Genomic DNA, 16,456 nt, shown 5'->3' with positions numbered 1-16,456 from the left:
GCGGACGGTACGCCAGGCATACAGGTGCCGAGCCCTCCCCCAATGACGCGATGGACGACAAGCATCAGCCAGCATGCCGGCCGCTTTCGCATGGCCTTCTTCGTTCCGCTGGACGAGAAGCAGAAGAAAAACGGAGGCGACTTCAGCATCCCGCCGCGTTTCCAGACTGCAACTCCGCCTCCCGGCCTCCACCACCCTGCAGACGCAGCGCCTTCTCAAGGATGTCGTTCAAGCATGACGCGTTGCTACCGTGAGCATGGGTGTGAAACCGCCGGATGGCTGCTCTCCGGTCGGTGGCCGTGAAGGAGATCTTCGAAAGCCCGGATGTCCGGGTGGTCCGCCATCCCGGTGACGGGCGGCATGCCTGCGTCGTCACCTTCTCCTCGCTCAACGTGCATAACAATGGCTTCGGCGATGCCTTCTTCGCCAAGCATGGCGTGCCCGCCATCCACCTCATCGCCCGCTGGAACCACTGGTGGCAGCCCCCGTCCGTGCGGGCGGCGATCGCGGCGGTCGATGAAGTGCTGGAATACTCGGGCCGCCCTCCGGTGATGACCTATGGCTCCAGCATGGGCGGCTTCGGCGCGGCGCTCTATGCCAGGGACCTCGGCGCCCGGAACGTGCTGATGCTGGCGCCGCAATGGAGCGCCAACCCCGCGACGCCACCGCATGAGAAGCGCTGGGCGACCGAAGCCAAGCGTATCGACTTCGTCCATGACGACCTGGCGAGCCGCCTTTCCCCCGATGCGCAGAAGTACCTGGTCTTCGATCCGGCCAGCCTTGACGCACCCCACGCCGCCATGTTCGCCATGGCGCCGCGGACAACGCTGTTGCCCTGTGTCGATGGCGGGCACGTCATCGCGCATACGCTCCAGCAGGCCGGCCTCCTCACAGACCTGGTCTTCAGCGCCATGGCGGGCAGCCTCGACGTTCCAGGCTGGCGCGCCCTGTGGCGCGACAAGCGCCGCAAGGCGGGCCGGTTCTGGTATGAACTCGGCCTCCGCGCCGCGCGTCATCGTCGCCCGGCTCTCTCGCTCCACTGCCTGGACACTGCCACCTCGCTGCGCCCGCAGGAGGTCGTCTTCCAGCTGGACTACGCCTATGCGCTGCTGAAGCGGAAGCAGGTCGACCGTTCGGTGGAGGTCTTCACCGCTGCCACCAACCTCTCCCCGGACCATCCGGCGCCCTGGCGCGGGCTCAGCATCGCCCGCCGCGTGCAGCGCCAGCACCGCTTCGCCGTGGAGGCTGCGGAACGTGGCCTGGCCCTTCGCCCGACGAGCGGGGATCTGCGGCGCGTGCTGACCCAGGCCCTGATCGAGGCCGGAGAAAACGGCCGGGCGCTTGATGCCATCCTTCCCGCGGTCCAGGCAGAACCTGCCAACGCCGATAATCGCCGGCTGTTCGATCGTGCCCGAGCGGCGCTCGAGGCGGCCATGGTGCGTGTCACGTCATGACGTCCGGCGCGGCCGCGCCACTGGCGATGGCGGCATCCGCGACCGAGGAAGTGATGATGGAGCAGGGACCGGCCCCCGCCAACGCGGCGCCGCTCCGACTGGAAGAGGGCGTCATTCGCGGCGGCTGGGCGCTGATCCGCCTGTCCGGTGCCCATCCGGCGCCGGGGCAGCTTCGCCTTGCCGCCCGCGGGCCGGCGGGTGGGTTGCTCGCCGTGGCGTCGCTGCAAGCCTCGGACGACCGGCAAGGCGCCTTCGTGGCCCGCCTGGACCTCCGCGCCCTCCCCCAGGCCGTCATGGGCATCACGCTGGAGGATGCGGCAGGATCGCCTGTCACCGCGCAGGTGATGCCGGCCTATGAGTTGGCGACGCTCTGCTGCCCGGACCTGGCCGCCTTCGAAGCCGCGCGCCTGGCGCGGAAAAAGCGGCTGAGGCCCCGGGACGGGGAAACGCAGCGCTTCCAGGCCTTGCAGATGCTACGGCAGCTGCCCTGGTCCGTCGGGTCCCGGCTGACCGAGGCCGCCATGACCATGGCGGCAACCCAGGCCTATCGCGCCTGCGAGGCCGAGGAAGCCGTGACCGCCGCGGATGCCCAGCGCCGCGTCGAGGACGTCCTGTCCCTGATCGAGGGCCTGCCGCGCAGCGGCTGGAACGACGCCATGCGCATCTCCCTGCTGACCGCGCGCTGGCATGTCGCGGCCATTGCCGGGGACCGCGCAGCCTTCACGGCTTCACTGGCCGCGATCCTGGGCCAACGGCACGATTTCCGCGACAATCCGGAAGCGCTGCTGGTTTACTACAACGCCGTGCGTTCGCTGTGCGTCCTGGCCGGAGTCCACCTGCTGTCGGGTCGGGTGGCGGAGGCACAGGACGCCCTGGCGGCCATCATCCCCGCCATGCAGGCCGCCGGCGCGCGCGTCGATCTGCGCCACGCTGTCGCCAAGGAGATGGGGGCCACCTTCAGGCTGCTGGGGCCCGTGCAGTTCCTGATGGAAGCACTGCAGGCCAAGCCTGGCCTCGATGCCGCCGCCGTCGTGGCACTCCCGGTCAGCGGGCTGGACATGACGGTCGGCGATGTCGCGAGGGTATCGCTGATACAGCGCGGCATCCGCACCGCGAATGCCGCCCGCCTGGCAGGGATCATCACCGCATGGGCCGCCGACCCGGCTGGGTGAATGAGGCACGCGTGCAGGCGGGGCCTGCGCCGGACGGTCAGACCAGGGCGTATCCGGCAGCCATCTTCACCCGCGCAATCTGCTCGAGCAGCACGAACTGCTCCTCCCAGTCGATATCCATCGCTACTTCCTCCGCGATCGGCATGAAGTAGGGCCGATGCCCGATGCGGTCGCCGCATTCGCGCATCACTGCGAAGGGCATGACATAGGCTGCGTGGTTGATCTCGAAGATCGGCTTGATGTCCTGGCTGCGGGGCCACTTGATGGGGGTCTGGCTGTAGTTGATCGGCCCCTTCTCGTCCCACAGGAATTTGTGGATCTTATTGACCGTGATCAGGCTGTCGTGGCCCTCGGCCACCGCGCGATCATAGGCATCGATGATGGCGTCATACTCCTTCGCCCTGACGAAGGGCGAGGTGACGTGGCTCCATACCATCACGCCATCCTCGACCAGCTTCGCGATGTAGAGGATGAAGTCGTCCATCGCCGTGCTGCCGCGCCCAAGCTCATCGGGCCGCTCAAGCGGCTTCACGCGGCCATCATGCTGGCGGCGGAAGGCGTCGCAATAGTCCAGTATCCGCTGGTCGTTGGAGGAGACGATGATCTCCTCCAGGCGGCGGACGCCGCACATCTGCCGCAGCTTGAGTTCGATCAGGCCATTCTCGAAGCCGGCGAAGGGCCGGACATTCTTGTTGATGACCCGCTCGCTGCCCGCGCGGCAGGGCAGGAAACCGATATAGGGTGTCATTCCTGGATGCTCCGGTGGCCCCGCGGCGTCAGCTCGCCTTGCGGAAATACTTGTGGTGCTCGCTGGCGTTCACCTGCTTCTCCTCCCGGCCGACGATCAGTTCGGCCTCCCGGATCGCATCGACGTATTCCTTGAACTTCGGCGTGGTGAGATCCACTGCGACCGCATCGAAATGCGCCCATTCGGTGTTGCCGAACTTCACATGCTTCTCGACCATCCGCGCGCCCGCCGCGACCGCCATGACGGAAGCCTTCCAGCCGAAATCATGGCTGGAATAGGCCGGGACGATCCGCGAGTCGGAGTGCGACAGGCGGTGGTAGTGCCGCACCACGCCGACATTGCAGTCGCTGAGTGGCGTCGGATAGGCCGAGTTGGCCTGCATGAGGTAGAGCCGGTCGCACTGCGTGAAGGTATCGAGCACCCAGCGCTCATAGGCCTGGTCCGTCATGCCGGTCGAAAGCACCACCCCATGCCGGTAATTCGCCGCCACATAGTCCAGGTAGTCCGTGTGTTCGGAGATGGTGGAAGGCAGCTTCACCACGGTCGGCGAGAATTGCAGCATGAACTCGAAGGATGGCTGATCGAGGATCGAGGTGAACCACCCGATGCCGAGTTCCTTGCACAGCCCATCGACGAAGCCGAAATCGTCGCGGGACAGTTCCAGCGCGCGCCGGTAATCCCCGAATGTCGGCCCGAAGGGTGAGCGGTAGGGAGAGGCGAGTTGCTCCGCCGAATAGAAACTCTCCACGTCCCGCTTCTGCAGCTTGACGAAATCCGCCCCCGCCGCGGCAGAGGATCGGATCATGCGTTCCAGCCGCCGGCGGTCGCCGAAATGGTTGGTGGTGAGTTCGGCAATGACGCTGACGCGGTGGTGCGGGCGTTCCGGCCCGGCGCCGGCACCCAGCACCGCCCGCGTCAACTCCTCCGGCGACAGCACGCTGAAGGCGCGGTTGCCGACATGCTTCACCGTCAGTTCGGAATTCTGGAGGAAGTAGAGCGTGTTGAGGAAATAGAATTCCTGCAGTGAGATGCGTGCCTCGCGCTCATCCGTCGCGTGCGGGGCGAAGTCCCTGTCGATCCGGCTGCTGTAGCCCTCGGCGGGCGCGAAATCGAAGCCGACCATATAGACGGTCTGCGGCCGGCCACGCTGGCGCGCGACGCTGCGGGCAAGCTTCAGCGCGGAGAGGAAGAGGATGTCCTCCACCGCGAATTCGTCCGACATGAAGCGCTGCATGACCAGGTCAGACGATTCCTGGGTCAGGCGGTAATGCGGCACGCGCAGCGTCTTGCGGCCAGGCGGGTCGAACTCAGTCGAGGTCAGGTAGAGGCGGGACCGGTAGCCGGCAGCGGCGATGCCCTGCTTCACCCAATCCGCGTGGAAGATGCTGATATCGACCGGCGCGATGCGTTCCGCGTCGTTCAGCCCGATCGTCAGTGAGGATGCGAAGACCTCTGGCCGCACCAGGTCGGCCGAGGGTCCCTTACCCAGGATGAAGATCGTATCGGTGCTGTACGTCGACGCGATATCGGCGATGAGGCTCGAGAAACTGTCCATCGAAGCGGTTCCCATCGACAAGAATGTCACAGCCCTGCTCCAGCGCCAGCATCAATCCCGGTAGCAGGTCCCAGGCATAGGCGCCCTTGGGATTGCTGAACCGGCTGAAGGCGCCGCGGGCGACGTTGTACAAATTGTAGACGGCGCAGCCGAAGATGCGCGACTCCCGAACCTCGGCGATGCGGGCGCCGATCTCCTCGTTGTAGGAGGATGAGAACCCGTTGATGCGGGACCGCTCGTGCACGATCCGGTCGCCCGACATCAGCTGGTCGCCCAGTTCCGGCAGCATGAGCAGGCTGCCGAGGTGCAGCCCATCCCGCCACAGGCCCAGCGACACGCCCCATTCGCGGAGGCCGGAACAGAAATTCTCGGTTCCATCAATCGGATCAAGCAGCGCGAGGTTACGTCCGGCAAGCGACTGCCCTACCTCGAAGCTTTCCTCACCCACGAAGGAGAGATCGGGCAGCCGTGCCGAGAGATGGTCCCGGACCAGCTGCTCGACGAAGACGTCGGCAGTGGTCACCGGGCTGCCATCCGGCTTCCAGGTGATGTCGCGGCGCCCGGCCAGGATTGTCGGCAGATTGGCGGTAACCAGGTTTGCGACGGACTGGAGCAGCGCGCGCGTTTCAGTCGTCGTCGTCAGAGCAGACATCCGATTCTTCCATGCGTCACACGCCAGGACCAGCTATCCCGGCAGTGTGGGACAGCGAGGCGCATCGCACCGGGGGCTGCGCCTGGCCAGACTATCGCACTGCGTGAGTTGATGCCAGACTGGTTCTCGTTTCGGCCCCAGCCTACACCCCGATGACACCGCCCCTCGCGCCGGTGCAACCTTGCCACCCGTGCCCAACCGCCAGGTAACCAGAGCGGGGTGCCGGTTCAGGCCTTGGCAGGGCGCTTGATGAAGATGGTGTCGTGGCTTGTGTGGCTGATCAATTCGTAGCCGCGGGCGAGCAGGTATTGCGTGACCGGATCCTCGATGATGCGCGACACCGGCATCAGCATCTCCAGGATGACCATCGATGGCTGGTGGCGACCGAAGTCCATGGACTTCAACACCTCAAGCTCCATGCTCTCGACATCGATGCTGAGCAGGTCGATCCGGCTGCGACCGGGCGCCGCCTCGTCAAGGACATTCGACAGCCGGCGGATCGGTACGGTCCGTTCCCCGCGGAAGAGATGCGCGCGCGCCGGCTGTGTCGCCCAGGTTTCCCGACGCTTCGGGTTGAAGGTGTTGTGCTTCGGATCCTTGAACATATAGAGCGTGGCTTCGGCCTCCGTCTCGCCGATGCCGCAGTTCACGAAGGTGTCCTCGGGCCGTGCTGCCTTGAAGCCCTTCTCCATCGCGCTGTTGGCGTCGATGCAGACGCCGCGCCAGCCACGCTCATAGAAATAATAGGTGTTGGAGGCCTGGATCGGCCATGCACAGCCGACATCCACGAAGAAGCCTGGCTCGCCCTCAGGGTACAACTTGTATCGACCGAAGAAGTAGTCGCAGAGAATGTCCTGGCCCGTCTGCGCGTGACTGACCCGCTGGAGCGGCGATGCGGATGGTGGGTTGCTCACAGTAGATACGGCCATTGCGATACAGCTCCACGGACGGTTACCGATACGCAGCGAGCGTTAATGAGTCAATCGAGACTCAATCACGGAGCGAAGCCGGCTCCGGCGATCAGGCCTTGTTGTCGCCACCGACACCCGCACAAAAGGCGAACAGCCGGTCCAGGACAATGCGTCCATAGGCGGTGTTCATGTGGGCGACATCGGGCGCGGCGACCCGCCCCGCTGCGGCACGAACCGGCTTGCCGGAACGGAATCGTTCCTTCGTGGTGGCGGGGCTATCGAGCGTCTCTGCCGGTTGGTGGATCAGCGAGAAATCGGTGTGTGTGAGACGGCGCATGGCGCGCTCCATGCTCGCTGCCAGCGCGGCCTCATCGCCATCACGGCGAAGCCCCTCGAAACGCGCGCCGAAACGGGCATCGCGCAGCACCGATGCTGCATACATCGGCGCGGCCATCACGGCGATCGGCGCCTTCGTTTCCGTCCGGAGCCTGGCCGCCAGCCACCAGGGGGCGCGGGCCGCGACGATGCCAGCGACCGCTGCCTCGAAGCAGGCATCGGAGACAAGCTGGTGGCCCTCGCCCCTCGCCGCGTGGGCTTCACCGCGGCAGGCCGCGTAGACATTCAGCGCCGCCCTGAAGCTGGCCACGCCGATGACGGCGAAAGCATCGAAATCGGCCAGCGTCACCTGATCGGTTTCGCCCAACTCCGCCTGGCGGGCCTGCGCCGCCACGCTGGCCGGCCGAAGGCTGCCATCCGCGAAAACAACGTCGCCGATATCGCGCCCCCCCGGCAGGAAGGATACACGCAGGCCGGCAGGCCTTTCTCCGGCAGGCATGGCCTGCCAGGCGGAACGAAGCGCAACGATGTGCGATGCGCCGAGGATACAGAGCCTCATCGGACTATCGTGCCCCCGATGATTGCGGTCCGAATGCGTCCAGCAGCATCTCCTCGCATACCACGCGTTCTTCCGCCTCCTGCTCGTCGATGACCGCCGCAGCAGCAGTGGACGATGGTTGCTCGTCCGGGACGACCTCCCCGCCATGGGCAGCGCTGAAATGGCGCATCACGCATGCGACACCCTCCGCCGTCACCTCGCGCAGGTTGGGCGCATAGAAGCGCCCGCGCGTCGGGTGGCCGGCAATGAGCTCGTAGGAGGGAAAATAGTCGAAGGCAGGACTGTCCTGCAGGATCCGGCCCGCCACGGCGCGCAGCGTGGATTTCGCGTACATGGTCGCGAGCAGCACATGACTGTCCATCGCCGTCGCCGTCAACGGAACGGGCGAGACGGTCAACAGGACGCGCAGCCGCGGGTTGACCTTCTTCATGAGCTTGCGGAAGGCGATGAGATCCGCCCGCACGTCCATGAAGTCGAACACCTGCAGCGTGATATCGTCGGGGGTTTCGCTATCCGCGACCGTGCCAGGAGCGGTCGGATAGACGGTGCCGGTGGCCTGATGCACCCAGGCCTCGACCAGGCCCATCGTGAAGACCAGCAATTCCGCTTCGCGCAGCACCTGGGCGACGCGTGCCAGGTGCTGCGCCCGGTGTTCACGCACCGCGGCTGCACTCGAAAGCCCATCCGGCTCGACGGTCGGGCGCAGCGCGTCGAAATACCGGTCACCGCGCCGCCACACGGCATCGCCCGGGGTGAAAAGGCCGAAGGCTTCGCGCGCCAGCTGCAACAATTGGCGGACGGTGTAGATGTTGCCATACCGGGCCGAATACAGATTGAAGCCATACGCCTTGGCTTCCTCATCGCCGAGCCCCGGCGGCGGCGGCTCGGCGTCCATGACGGCGTAGCCGCGGCTGCGAAGGTGGCGCCCGACATGCTGCGCAAAGCAGCTGCCAGCAGTCGCAATGCGCATCTGCGGGGTGATCGGAAACCGGGGCCGCACCAGCCCGGGAAAGTCGCCCGTTGCCGCGCCGGCCACGCCCGAGCGCCAGAAATTTGTCGGTGGCAGCGATGAATAGGGTGAGGCCATCTTCGATCCGATGCGATACTGCCAGTCACTCCAGCATAGGCGAGAGGCGAATTTGGACTCAAGACAAGCTCTTCTCCACCGGATCGGCGTCTCGCCCACTGGCCGTGCACCCGCAAAGGATGGCAACATGGTGCGCGGCATGGATGGGTGGCCGAGTGGTTTAAGGCAGCGGTCTTGAAAACCGCCGTGGGCGCAAGTCCACCGTGGGTTCGAATCCCACCCCATCCGCCAACCTCGGCCGCGACCAGGACACCCCCCCCGGCTTCCGAGCAGAAGCCGCCCCAAATTCCTTGCAGACGCTCGAACACGCGCCTAGCGTGTGTTTGCCTGCCGGAAACAACTCGGGATAGACGGTTCCCCCTGAACTCCCTAGAATGGAGAAATGATTGAGAGCCCCGAGCCAGGTCAGCGGCGGCTGTTCCGATCCGCCGCTGTCGCCGTCGCCGTCATTGCGCTTGTCATCCTGGCGCTTGGCATGACGGATGTCGTGCGCGCGGCGTTCGAGGCTCCTCCAGCCGTCAAGCCCTACGATCCGATGCCGCATTGGTAGCGCGGCAGCTGCAGCAATATTGTTTCCCGACGCTGGAAAAATGATGAAACGGTGGCGAAACGGCACGGCATCAAGCGGACGGGCTGTGGCGCCATAAGGGTGCCTCCTCAGTAGGAGCCCCCCCATGACCCCCGTCCAGACCGCCATCGTCGAGAACAGCTTCCGCCTCGTCGCCCCGATAGCGGAACCCGCCGCCGCCATTTTCTACGAACGCCTGTTCGCCCTCGATCCTGCGCTGAAGCCCCTCTTCGCCCGGACCGACATCAGGGACCAGGGCCGCAAGCTGATGCAGGCCATCGGCTTCGTCGTGGCCCATCTGCGCCGGCCGGACACCCTGCTGCCCGCAGTCGCCGCCCTCGGTGCCCGGCACGGGGCCTATGGCGTCCAGCCGGCCCACTACGACACGGTCGGCCAGGCCCTGCTGGAGACCCTGGCGGAAGGCCTCGGGCCCCATTTCACCGCCGAGGTCCGTAACGCCTGGGCTGCCGCCTACGGGGTGCTGGCGCGCACGATGATCGAGGCCACCGAAACACCGCGCGCCGCAGCCTGAACCCGGCTGCACCGCCCGCACGGGCGGTGCTATCGTGGTGTCGTGAACATCCTCTCCCCGCCCCGCGCCAGGCTGCAGATCGATGTCGTCTTCGATCTGGTCTGCCCCTGGTGCTTCCTCGGCACGCGACGGCTGCGCCGCACCCTGCGTGCCCGGCCCGACATCGCCGCCGACATCACCTGGCGCCCCTTCCTGCTCAATCCGGACATCGCACCGGGCGGCGTGCCGCGGCAGGACTACATCGTGCGGAAGTTCGGGGGCGAGGACCGCGCCCGGCGCCTGCACGCCACCATCGCGGAACTCGGCCGGGGGGAAGGCCTGATCTTCAATTTCGACCTGATCCGGCGCATCCCCCCCTCGCTGGACGCCCATCGCCTGGTGCGGCTGGCGGACCAGCACGGCGTCGCCGCCGATGCGGTGGATACGCTGTTCCAGGCCTATTTCTGCGAGGGCCAGGACATCGGCGACATCGCCGTCCTCGCCTCGATCGGCGCGACCCTCGGCATGGATGAAGGCGCGTCGCGCCGCCTGCTGTCGGGCCCCGCGGAAGTGGAGGCGGTGCATGCCGACAACCTGCGCGCCCACCGCCTGGGCATCAATGGCGTGCCCTGCTTCGTCGTGCAGGGCCGCCACGCCATCGCTGGCGCGCAGGAGCCGGAGGTGATCGAGCGCCTGCTGGACGTGGCGGTGGTGGAAGGCTGATCCCGGCCGCCCTCAGCGCTTCCAGCGGCCCGGAAAGGGGATCGGCCGCGTCGCCGCACCCTTCGGCGCCGGCGGCACCACCGGCGACCTGAACACGTTCTTCTTGGCGGGCATCGGCCCCTTCACGGGGGGCGGCGCGGCGGGCTTCGGCGGCGGCGCGGCCGATTTCGGCACCCGGCCCTGCGCCACCTCGGCCAACGCCGACAGCAATTCGCGGGCGGAGCGGATCCGCGCCTCGTAGGGCATCTCCTGCGCCAGCGCGATCTTCTGGTCCGGCCGCAGCTTCACCGCGCCATGCTGCCCCGCCACCCATTCGATCAGGCCGGGCGGGTTGGCGAAGCGGTTGCCGCGGAAGGCCAGCACGATGCCCTTCGGCCCCACATCCAGCTTCTCCACCCCCACCTGGCGGCACAGCGCCTTGAGCCAGACCACCTGCAACAGCGTCTCCGCCTCCGCCGGCAGCGGCCCGAAGCGATCGGTGAGTTCCGCGGCCATCGCCTCGATCTCGGCCTCGGTCTGCAACGACCCGATGCGGCGATAGAGGCCGAGGCGCACGGGCAGGTCCCGCACATAGGCTTCCGGCAGCATGACGGGCAGGCCGAGGTTGATCTGCGGCGTCCAGTCGCGGCTGTCATGGTCGTCGCGCGTCTTGGCCGCGCCCGCCTTCATGTCCTGCACGGCGTCTTCCAGCATCTGCTGGTAGAGTTCGATCCCCACTTCCCGGATCTGGCCGGACTGCTCGTCGCCCAGCAGGTTGCCGGCACCACGGATGTCGAGGTCATGCGACGCCAGGGTGAAGCCGGCGCCGAGATTGTCGAGCGTCTGCATCACCTCCAGCCGCTTTTCCGCCGCGGCGGACAGGCGATGGGTCTGCGGCCAGGTCAGGTAGGCGTAGCCGCGCTGCTTGCCACGGCCGACGCGGCCCCGCAGCTGGTAGAGCTGCGCCAGGCCGAACATGTCCGCGCGGTGGATGATCAGCGTGTTCACCGCCGGCATGTCGAGCCCGCTCTCCACGATGTTGGTGGAGAGCAGGATGTCGTATTTCTGGTCGCCGAACTCCGTCATCACGCGCTCGAGCTCGGTCGGCGCCAGGCGGCCATGCGCCTCCGCGATGCGGGCATCGGGGATGATCTCTGCCAGCCGCGTGCGCAGCTTGGGCAGGTCCTCCAGCCGCGGGCAGACGCAGAAGACCTGGCCGCCGCGGAAACGCTCCCGCAGGATCGCTTCCCGCAGTACCACGCCGTCCCAGGGCATGATGAAGGTGCGCACCGCGAGGCGATCGACCGGCGGCGTCGCGATCACGCTCATCTCCCGCACCCCGGTCAGCGCCAGTTGCAGCGTGCGCGGGATGGGGGTGGCCGTCAGCGTCAGCACATGGACATCGGCCTTGAACTGCTTCAGCCGTTCCTTGTGGGCGACGCCGAAATGCTGTTCCTCATCGACGATGACCATGCCGAGGTCGGCGAATTCGATCCCCTTCGCCAGCAGCGCATGGGTGCCGACGACGATGTTGATGGTGCCGTCCTTCACCCCTTCGCGCACCAGCGCGGCTTCCTTCGCCGTCACCATGCGGGACAGTTGCGCGACCTTGATCGGCAGCCCCTCGAACCGCGCGGAGAAGACGCGGAAATGCTGGCGGGACAGCAGCGTGGTCGGCACCACCACCGCCACCTGCGTACCCGACATCGCGACGCAGAAGGCGGCGCGCAGCGCTACCTCCGTCTTGCCAAAGCCGACATCGCCGCAGATCAGCCGGTCCATCGGCCTTCCCGCCGCCAGGTCTTCCAGCACATCGGCGATGGCGCGTTGCTGGTCTTCCGTCTCCGCGAAGGGGAAGCGGGCGCAGAACTCGTCCCAGGCGCCTTCCGGCGGAATCGCGGCGGGCGCATCGCGGGTCTGGCGTTCGGCGGCGACCCGGATCAGCGCGGCCGCCATGTCCGCGATGCGGTTCTTGGCCTTGGCCTTCCGCGCCTGCCAGGTGGACCCGCCCAGCTTGTCGAGCGCGACGCCGGCGGCATCCGATCCGAAGCGGGACAGGACCTCGATATTCTCGACCGGCAGGAACAGCTTGTCCCCGCCATCATAGATCAGCCGCAGGCATTCATGCGGCGCGGAGCCGACGCCGATCGTCTCCAGCCCGTCATAGCGGCCGATGCCGTGGTCTTGGTGCACCACCAGGTCGCCCTGGGCGATTTCCGTCGCATCGGCGATGAACTGGTCCGCGCGCTTGCGGCGCCGGGGCGGGCGCGCGATGCGCTCCCCCAGCAGGTCCTGTTCGCCGACCAGGGCGATGCCGGGCTGCGCGCCCTCGGCCGGCGCGACGAAGCCGCGCTCCACGCCGAGGATCGCGAGCCCCACCACGCCCTTCGGCAGTTTCTGGACGCCGGCGAAATCCTCCACCGCTTCGCTGGCGATCCCATTCTCCCGCAGCAGATTGCCGAGCCGCTCCCGCGATCCGCGCGTCCAGGCCGCGAGCACGGCGCGCTGGCCGCGCTTCTCCAGCGCCGCGGCGTGCTCGCCATAGGCGGTGAAGACGTTGCGGCCCTCCGCGCGGACATCGCTGAACAGCCGCCCGGCACGCCCGCCGGCATCGATACCCGGCGCGTGCTCCGGCTGGTCGAAGGGGACGAAGCGGAAGACGCGGCAATCCTCCAGCATGTGGATCCACGCGTCGTGGTCGAGGTAGAGGCGATCGGGCGGCGCGGGGCGGTAGGGCACCTCCCCCTCCCGCACCGGCATGCGCCGCGCCTCGTAATGGTCGATGACCATCTCCAGCCGCGCGCCCAGCGCATCCTCGGCCTGGTTGTCGAGGGAGACGGAAGCCCCCTCCCCCAGATGGTCCACCAGGGTTTCCATGCTTTCATGGAACAGCCCCGCCCAATGCTCCATCCCCGGATGGCGCCGCCCGGCGGAGATGCTGACATAGAGCGGATCTTCCGCCGCCGCCGCGCCGAACAACTCCCGATACGCCGTGCGGAAGCGGCTGATGGAGGGGGCGTCGAGGAACATCTCCCCCACCGGCCGCAGCGTCAGCCCATCCAGGCGTTCGCCGCTGCGCTGGGTGCCGGTGTCGAAGCGGCGGATATCCTCGATCTCGTCGCCGAAGAGGTCCACGCGCACGGGGTCGGACTCGCCGGCCGGGAACAGGTCCACGATGCCGCCGCGGATGGCGTATTCGCCGTGTTCCATGACGGTGCCGGTGCGGTGATAGCCATTGGCTTCCAGGAATTCCGCCAGCTTCTGCGGATCCGCCCGGCCGCGGCGCTTCAGGCTGAGAGTCGCCCCCGTGAAGGCCGCGCGCGGCGGCACCTTCTGCACCAGGGCGTTCACCGTGGTCAGCAGGATGCGCGGCGCGGAACCGGGCTCGGCCAGGCGCGTCAGCGTCGCGATGCGTTCGGAGACAATTTCAGGGTTCGGGGAGACGCGGTCATAGGGCAGGCAGTCCCAGGCCGGGAAGCGGAGCACCGCCGTATGCGGGGTGAAGAAGGCCAGCGCCTCCGCCATCCGGGCCATGCGCGCATCGTCGCGGCAGACATGCAGGATGGGGCCCTTCGATTCCGCCCGGCGGCGGGCCAGCAGCAGCGCATCATAGCCTTCCGGCGCGCCATGGACCGTGATGAAGGTCATGCCGGGTCCAGCCCGAGTCCCGCCCTGATCTCCGGCGTGGTCCCCGCCGCCCTGCCCGCGCATTCCGCGGCCATCCGGGCCAGCATCGGGCTGGCGACCTCCGCCGGGATGGGCCTGCGTCCCGAGAGCCAGTCCTGCAGATCGACGTCCAGCAGTTCCAGCACCTGTTCCAGATCGTCCAGTTCCGCTTCGGTGAAGGTCGCGATATGGCGGGCGACGAAGGCGCCCACCATCAGGTCGGTTTCCTTCGTGCCGCGGTGCCAGGCGCGGAACTGCAGGCGGCGGCGCCGGGGGGACAGGTCTTCAGGGGGGAGTTCTGGGTCTGACATCGTCATCATGCTCGGTGCTGGCATATAGAGGCGCATGGGAATCCTGTCAGCCCGAAGCGCCGTGATCTCGTGACAACGCCTGAACCCTCCCCGGCGCTCCCCGCCCATACCGGGCTGCTGGCCCCCCTCCTGGCCCCCTTGCGGGAATTGCCGGGGGTGGGGGAGACGCTGGCGCGGCTGCTGGCGGAAGCCACAGGCGGCGACAGGGTGCTCGACCTGCTGCTGCACCTGCCCGAACGCGTCATCATCCGCCGCCGAGTCCCCTCGCCCTCCGAGGCCCCGCCCGACCAGGATTGCATCCTGGAGGCAGAGGTCATCGCGCTGCGCGCCGCGCGGTCCGGCCGCACCGGTCGTCCCTATGTCGAGGTGAAGGCGACGGCCGGCGGCAAGCCACTGACGCTGCGCTTCATGAATGGCCGCCTGCCCTGGATCCAGAAGCTGCTGCCCGAAGGCAGCTTCCGCTACCTGTCGGGCCGGGTGATGACCGAGGCCGGCGGCGGCTTCGCCCTGATGAACCCGCTGGTGGCGGAGCGCGAGGACCAGCTTCCGCTGATCGAGCCGGTCTGGCCGATGGTGCGGGATTTGACGCCGAAGCGCATCGCCATGGCGATGGGGGCCGCGCTAGGCCGGCTGGCGCCGCTGCCGGAATGGGCCGACGGGGCGCTGCTGAAGCGGGAAGGCTGGCCGGCCTTCGATGCCGCCATCCGCAGCCTGCAACGCCCGACCGCCCTGCCGACGCTGGAGGCCCGGCGTCGGCTTGCCTATGACGAGCTGCTGGCCGGCCAGGTCGCCATCGCGCTCGTCCGCCGCCGCCAGCGGGGCCGGCCGGGGCGGGCCATGCCCGGCACGGGCGAGCTTCAGGCCAAGGCGCTGGCCGCCTTCGGCCACCCGCCGACACCCGGCCAGCAGGCCGCGCTGTCCGATATCGCCGCCGACATGGCCGCGCCCCGCCGGATGCTCCGCCTGGTGCAGGGCGATGTGGGGTCCGGCAAGACGCTGGTGGCGGTGCTGGCCATGCTCCAGGCCGTGGAATCCGGCGCCCAGGCCGCGCTGATGGCCCCCACCGAACTGCTCGCCCGCCAGCATCTTCGGACACTGGCAAAACTCTGCCTGCCCGCCGGGGTGCATGTCGAACTGCTGACCGGCAGCGTGAAGGGCAAGGAACGCAAGCGCGTGCTGCGCGGGCTGGCCGATGGATCGGTCCAGATCGTCGTCGGCACCCATGCGCTGTTCCAGGATGCGGTGGCGTTCCGGGACCTCGGCCTGTCCGTGGTCGATGAACAGCATCGCTTCGGTGTCGGCCAGCGCCTCATGCTCGCCAACAAGGGGCAGGACGCGGACATGCTGGTGATGACCGCGACCCCCATCCCCCGCACCCTGCTGCTGACGCAATGGGGCGAGATGGCCGTCAGCCGCCTTGAAGGAAAGCCCGCCGGCCGCCAGCCCATCGCCACCCGCATCGCCAGCCAGGACCGCCTGCCGGAAATCGTGGACCGGCTGCGGGAGGCGATCACCCGCGGCGAGCGCGCCTATTGGGTCGTCCGCGCCATCACCGGCGGCGAACGCGATGACAGCGTGGCGGCGGAGGACCGCTTCGTCGAACTCCAGGGCCATTTCCCCGGCCTGGTCGGCATGGCCCATGGCATGCAGGAACTGGCGGTGCGGGAGAAGTCGCTGGCCGATTTCGCCGCCGGCACCACGCGCCTGCTGGTCGCGACCACGGTCATCGAGGTCGGCGTCGATGTGCCGGAAGCCACCATCATGCTGATCGAGCAGGCCGAGCGCTTCGGCCTGGCCGCCTTGCACCAGTTGCGCGGCCGGGTCGGGCGCGGCTCCAAACCCTCCTCCTGCCTCCTCGTCCACTCCGTCGGGTTGGGGGAGGCGGAAAAGCGTCGGCTCTTGGTGCTGCGGGATACGGAGGACGGCTTCCGCATTGCGGAGGAAGACCTGCTGACCCGCGGCGGCGGCGATGCGCTGGGCGCCCGCCAATCCGGCCTGCCCGGCGCCCGCCTGCTGGACCCGCGGGAGGATGCCGAGGAATGCGCCCGCCTGACCCACATCGCCAACCGGGACGCGACCGTGCTGCTGGACCGCGACCCGGCGCTGGAGGGCGAGCGCGGCCAGGCGGCGCTGGCCCTGCTGGCGCTGTTCGACCATGACCCGACCCTGGCGCGACTGGATGCGGGTTAGCGGGCCTCGAACGGAAAGGGCGTCGGGCGCCAGA

Annotated in this window: 14 protein-coding genes and 1 tRNA gene; 7 read left to right on the top strand and 8 right to left on the bottom strand. The window is 67.9% G+C overall.

All coding sequences use genetic code 11. The features are described 5' to 3' along the window. Positions 1-275: 275 nt before the first annotated feature. Together BM041_RS13815 and BM041_RS13810 are read left to right on the top strand one after the other, a co-directional pair. A complete protein-coding gene (locus BM041_RS13815) occupies positions 276-1,454 on the top strand; it encodes a hypothetical protein (RefSeq protein WP_139226055.1) in 1,179 nt (392 codons plus the stop codon). Then, positions 1,451-2,626, top strand: coding sequence for a hypothetical protein (locus tag BM041_RS13810; RefSeq protein WP_092960367.1), 1,176 nt, complete (start codon positions 1,451-1,453; stop codon positions 2,624-2,626). Before BM041_RS13815 ends, BM041_RS13810 begins: the two co-directional genes overlap by 4 nt. Before the next feature lie 37 nt (positions 2,627-2,663). Here BM041_RS13810 and BM041_RS13805 read toward each other — a convergent pair whose 3' ends face one another. The 6 genes from BM041_RS13805 to BM041_RS13780 all read right to left on the bottom strand — a co-directional run bounded on the left by BM041_RS13805 (position 2,664) and on the right by BM041_RS13780 (position 8,474). Beyond that, positions 2,664-3,374, bottom strand: coding sequence for an acylneuraminate cytidylyltransferase family protein (locus BM041_RS13805; protein ID WP_092960365.1), 711 nt, complete (start codon positions 3,372-3,374; stop codon positions 2,664-2,666). 28 nt (positions 3,375-3,402) lie between these two features. Next, entirely contained in the window at positions 3,403-4,929 is a 1,527-nt protein-coding gene (locus tag BM041_RS13800) for an N-acetylneuraminate synthase family protein (RefSeq protein WP_175533921.1), read from the bottom strand. Next, a complete protein-coding gene (locus tag BM041_RS13795) occupies positions 4,856-5,581 on the bottom strand; it encodes an inositol monophosphatase family protein (RefSeq protein WP_092960361.1) in 726 nt (241 codons plus the stop codon). Before BM041_RS13795 ends, BM041_RS13800 begins: the two co-directional genes overlap by 74 nt. Positions 5,582-5,808: 227 nt before the next feature. Then, positions 5,809-6,510, bottom strand: a complete 702-nt coding sequence (locus BM041_RS13790; RefSeq protein WP_092960358.1) for an FkbM family methyltransferase — start codon at positions 6,508-6,510, stop codon at positions 5,809-5,811. Positions 6,511-6,601: 91 nt separating this feature from the next. Further along, positions 6,602-7,222 carry a hypothetical protein gene (locus BM041_RS13785; RefSeq protein WP_139226054.1) on the bottom strand — a complete coding sequence of 207 codons (621 nt, stop codon included), beginning with the start codon at positions 7,220-7,222 and terminating at the stop codon, positions 6,602-6,604. A gap of 169 nt (positions 7,223-7,391) precedes the next feature. Continuing rightward, a complete protein-coding gene (locus BM041_RS13780; protein ID WP_092960354.1) occupies positions 7,392-8,474 on the bottom strand; it encodes a GSCFA domain-containing protein in 1,083 nt (360 codons plus the stop codon). Positions 8,475-8,615: 141 nt separating this feature from the next. Between BM041_RS13780 and BM041_RS13775 the strand changes: the two genes are divergently transcribed. From BM041_RS13775 to BM041_RS13765, 4 genes are all read left to right on the top strand, one after another. Further along, a tRNA-Ser gene (locus BM041_RS13775) sits at positions 8,616-8,705 on the top strand. A 151-nt stretch (positions 8,706-8,856) separates the two neighbouring features. Then, complete coding sequence (locus tag BM041_RS30590; RefSeq protein ID WP_175533920.1) at positions 8,857-9,024, top strand: hypothetical protein; 168 nt, start codon at positions 8,857-8,859, stop codon at positions 9,022-9,024. A 124-nt stretch (positions 9,025-9,148) separates the two neighbouring features. Next, positions 9,149-9,574 (top strand): globin family protein, encoded by a 426-nt coding sequence (locus BM041_RS13770; protein ID WP_092960352.1) that lies wholly within the window; start codon positions 9,149-9,151, stop codon positions 9,572-9,574. Positions 9,575-9,616: 42 nt separating this feature from the next. Continuing rightward, positions 9,617-10,276, top strand: coding sequence for a DsbA family oxidoreductase (locus BM041_RS13765; RefSeq protein ID WP_175533919.1), 660 nt, complete (start codon positions 9,617-9,619; stop codon positions 10,274-10,276). A gap of 12 nt (positions 10,277-10,288) precedes the next feature. Here the strand turns inward: BM041_RS13765 and mfd are convergent, their stop codons facing one another. Then, on the bottom strand, positions 10,289-13,903 hold the full coding sequence (mfd, locus tag BM041_RS13760; protein WP_245762078.1) for a transcription-repair coupling factor: 3,615 nt from the start codon (positions 13,901-13,903) through the stop codon (positions 10,289-10,291). Further along, the gene (locus BM041_RS13755; RefSeq protein WP_408735405.1) at positions 13,900-14,241 is read right to left on the bottom strand and encodes a succinate dehydrogenase assembly factor 2; all 342 of its coding nucleotides are present in this window, start codon (positions 14,239-14,241) and stop codon (positions 13,900-13,902) included. Before BM041_RS13755 ends, mfd begins: the two co-directional genes overlap by 4 nt. A 60-nt stretch (positions 14,242-14,301) precedes the next feature. Here BM041_RS13755 and recG point away from each other — a divergent pair, with 60 nt between their 5' ends. Further along, on the top strand, positions 14,302-16,422 hold the full coding sequence (gene recG / locus BM041_RS13750; RefSeq protein ID WP_245762077.1) for an ATP-dependent DNA helicase RecG: 2,121 nt from the start codon (positions 14,302-14,304) through the stop codon (positions 16,420-16,422). Positions 16,423-16,456 lie beyond the last annotated feature (34 nt).

The organism is Falsiroseomonas stagni DSM 19981, from assembly GCF_900114315.1.
In the GTDB taxonomy this organism is placed as follows: Bacteria; Pseudomonadota; Alphaproteobacteria; order Acetobacterales; family Acetobacteraceae; genus Falsiroseomonas; species Falsiroseomonas stagni.
This window is presented reverse-complemented; position numbering and strand designations above follow the sequence as displayed.

Bases quoted from the DNA above. Each gene is read 5' to 3' on its own strand.
- BM041_RS13795 (WP_092960361.1), bottom strand. From the start codon at position 5,581: ATGTCTGCTCTGACGACGACGACTGAAACGCGCGCGCTGCTCCAGTCC.
- mfd (WP_245762078.1), bottom strand. From the start codon at position 13,903: ATGACCTTCATCACGGTCCATGGCGCGCCGGAAGGCTATGATGCGCTG.
- BM041_RS13805 (WP_092960365.1), bottom strand. From the start codon at position 3,374: ATGACACCCTATATCGGTTTCCTGCCCTGCCGCGCGGGCAGCGAGCGG.
- BM041_RS13815 (WP_139226055.1), top strand. From the start codon at position 276: ATGGCTGCTCTCCGGTCGGTGGCCGTGAAGGAGATCTTCGAAAGCCCG.
- BM041_RS13790 (WP_092960358.1), bottom strand. From the start codon at position 6,510: ATGGCCGTATCTACTGTGAGCAACCCACCATCCGCATCGCCGCTCCAG.
- BM041_RS13755 (WP_408735405.1), bottom strand. From the start codon at position 14,241: ATGATGACGATGTCAGACCCAGAACTCCCCCCTGAAGACCTGTCCCCC.
- BM041_RS13800 (WP_175533921.1), bottom strand. From the start codon at position 4,929: ATGGACAGTTTCTCGAGCCTCATCGCCGATATCGCGTCGACGTACAGC.
- BM041_RS30590 (WP_175533920.1), top strand. From the start codon at position 8,857: ATGATTGAGAGCCCCGAGCCAGGTCAGCGGCGGCTGTTCCGATCCGCC.
- BM041_RS13780 (WP_092960354.1), bottom strand. From the start codon at position 8,474: ATGGCCTCACCCTATTCATCGCTGCCACCGACAAATTTCTGGCGCTCG.
- BM041_RS13770 (WP_092960352.1), top strand. From the start codon at position 9,149: ATGACCCCCGTCCAGACCGCCATCGTCGAGAACAGCTTCCGCCTCGTC.
- BM041_RS13810 (WP_092960367.1), top strand. From the start codon at position 1,451: ATGACGTCCGGCGCGGCCGCGCCACTGGCGATGGCGGCATCCGCGACC.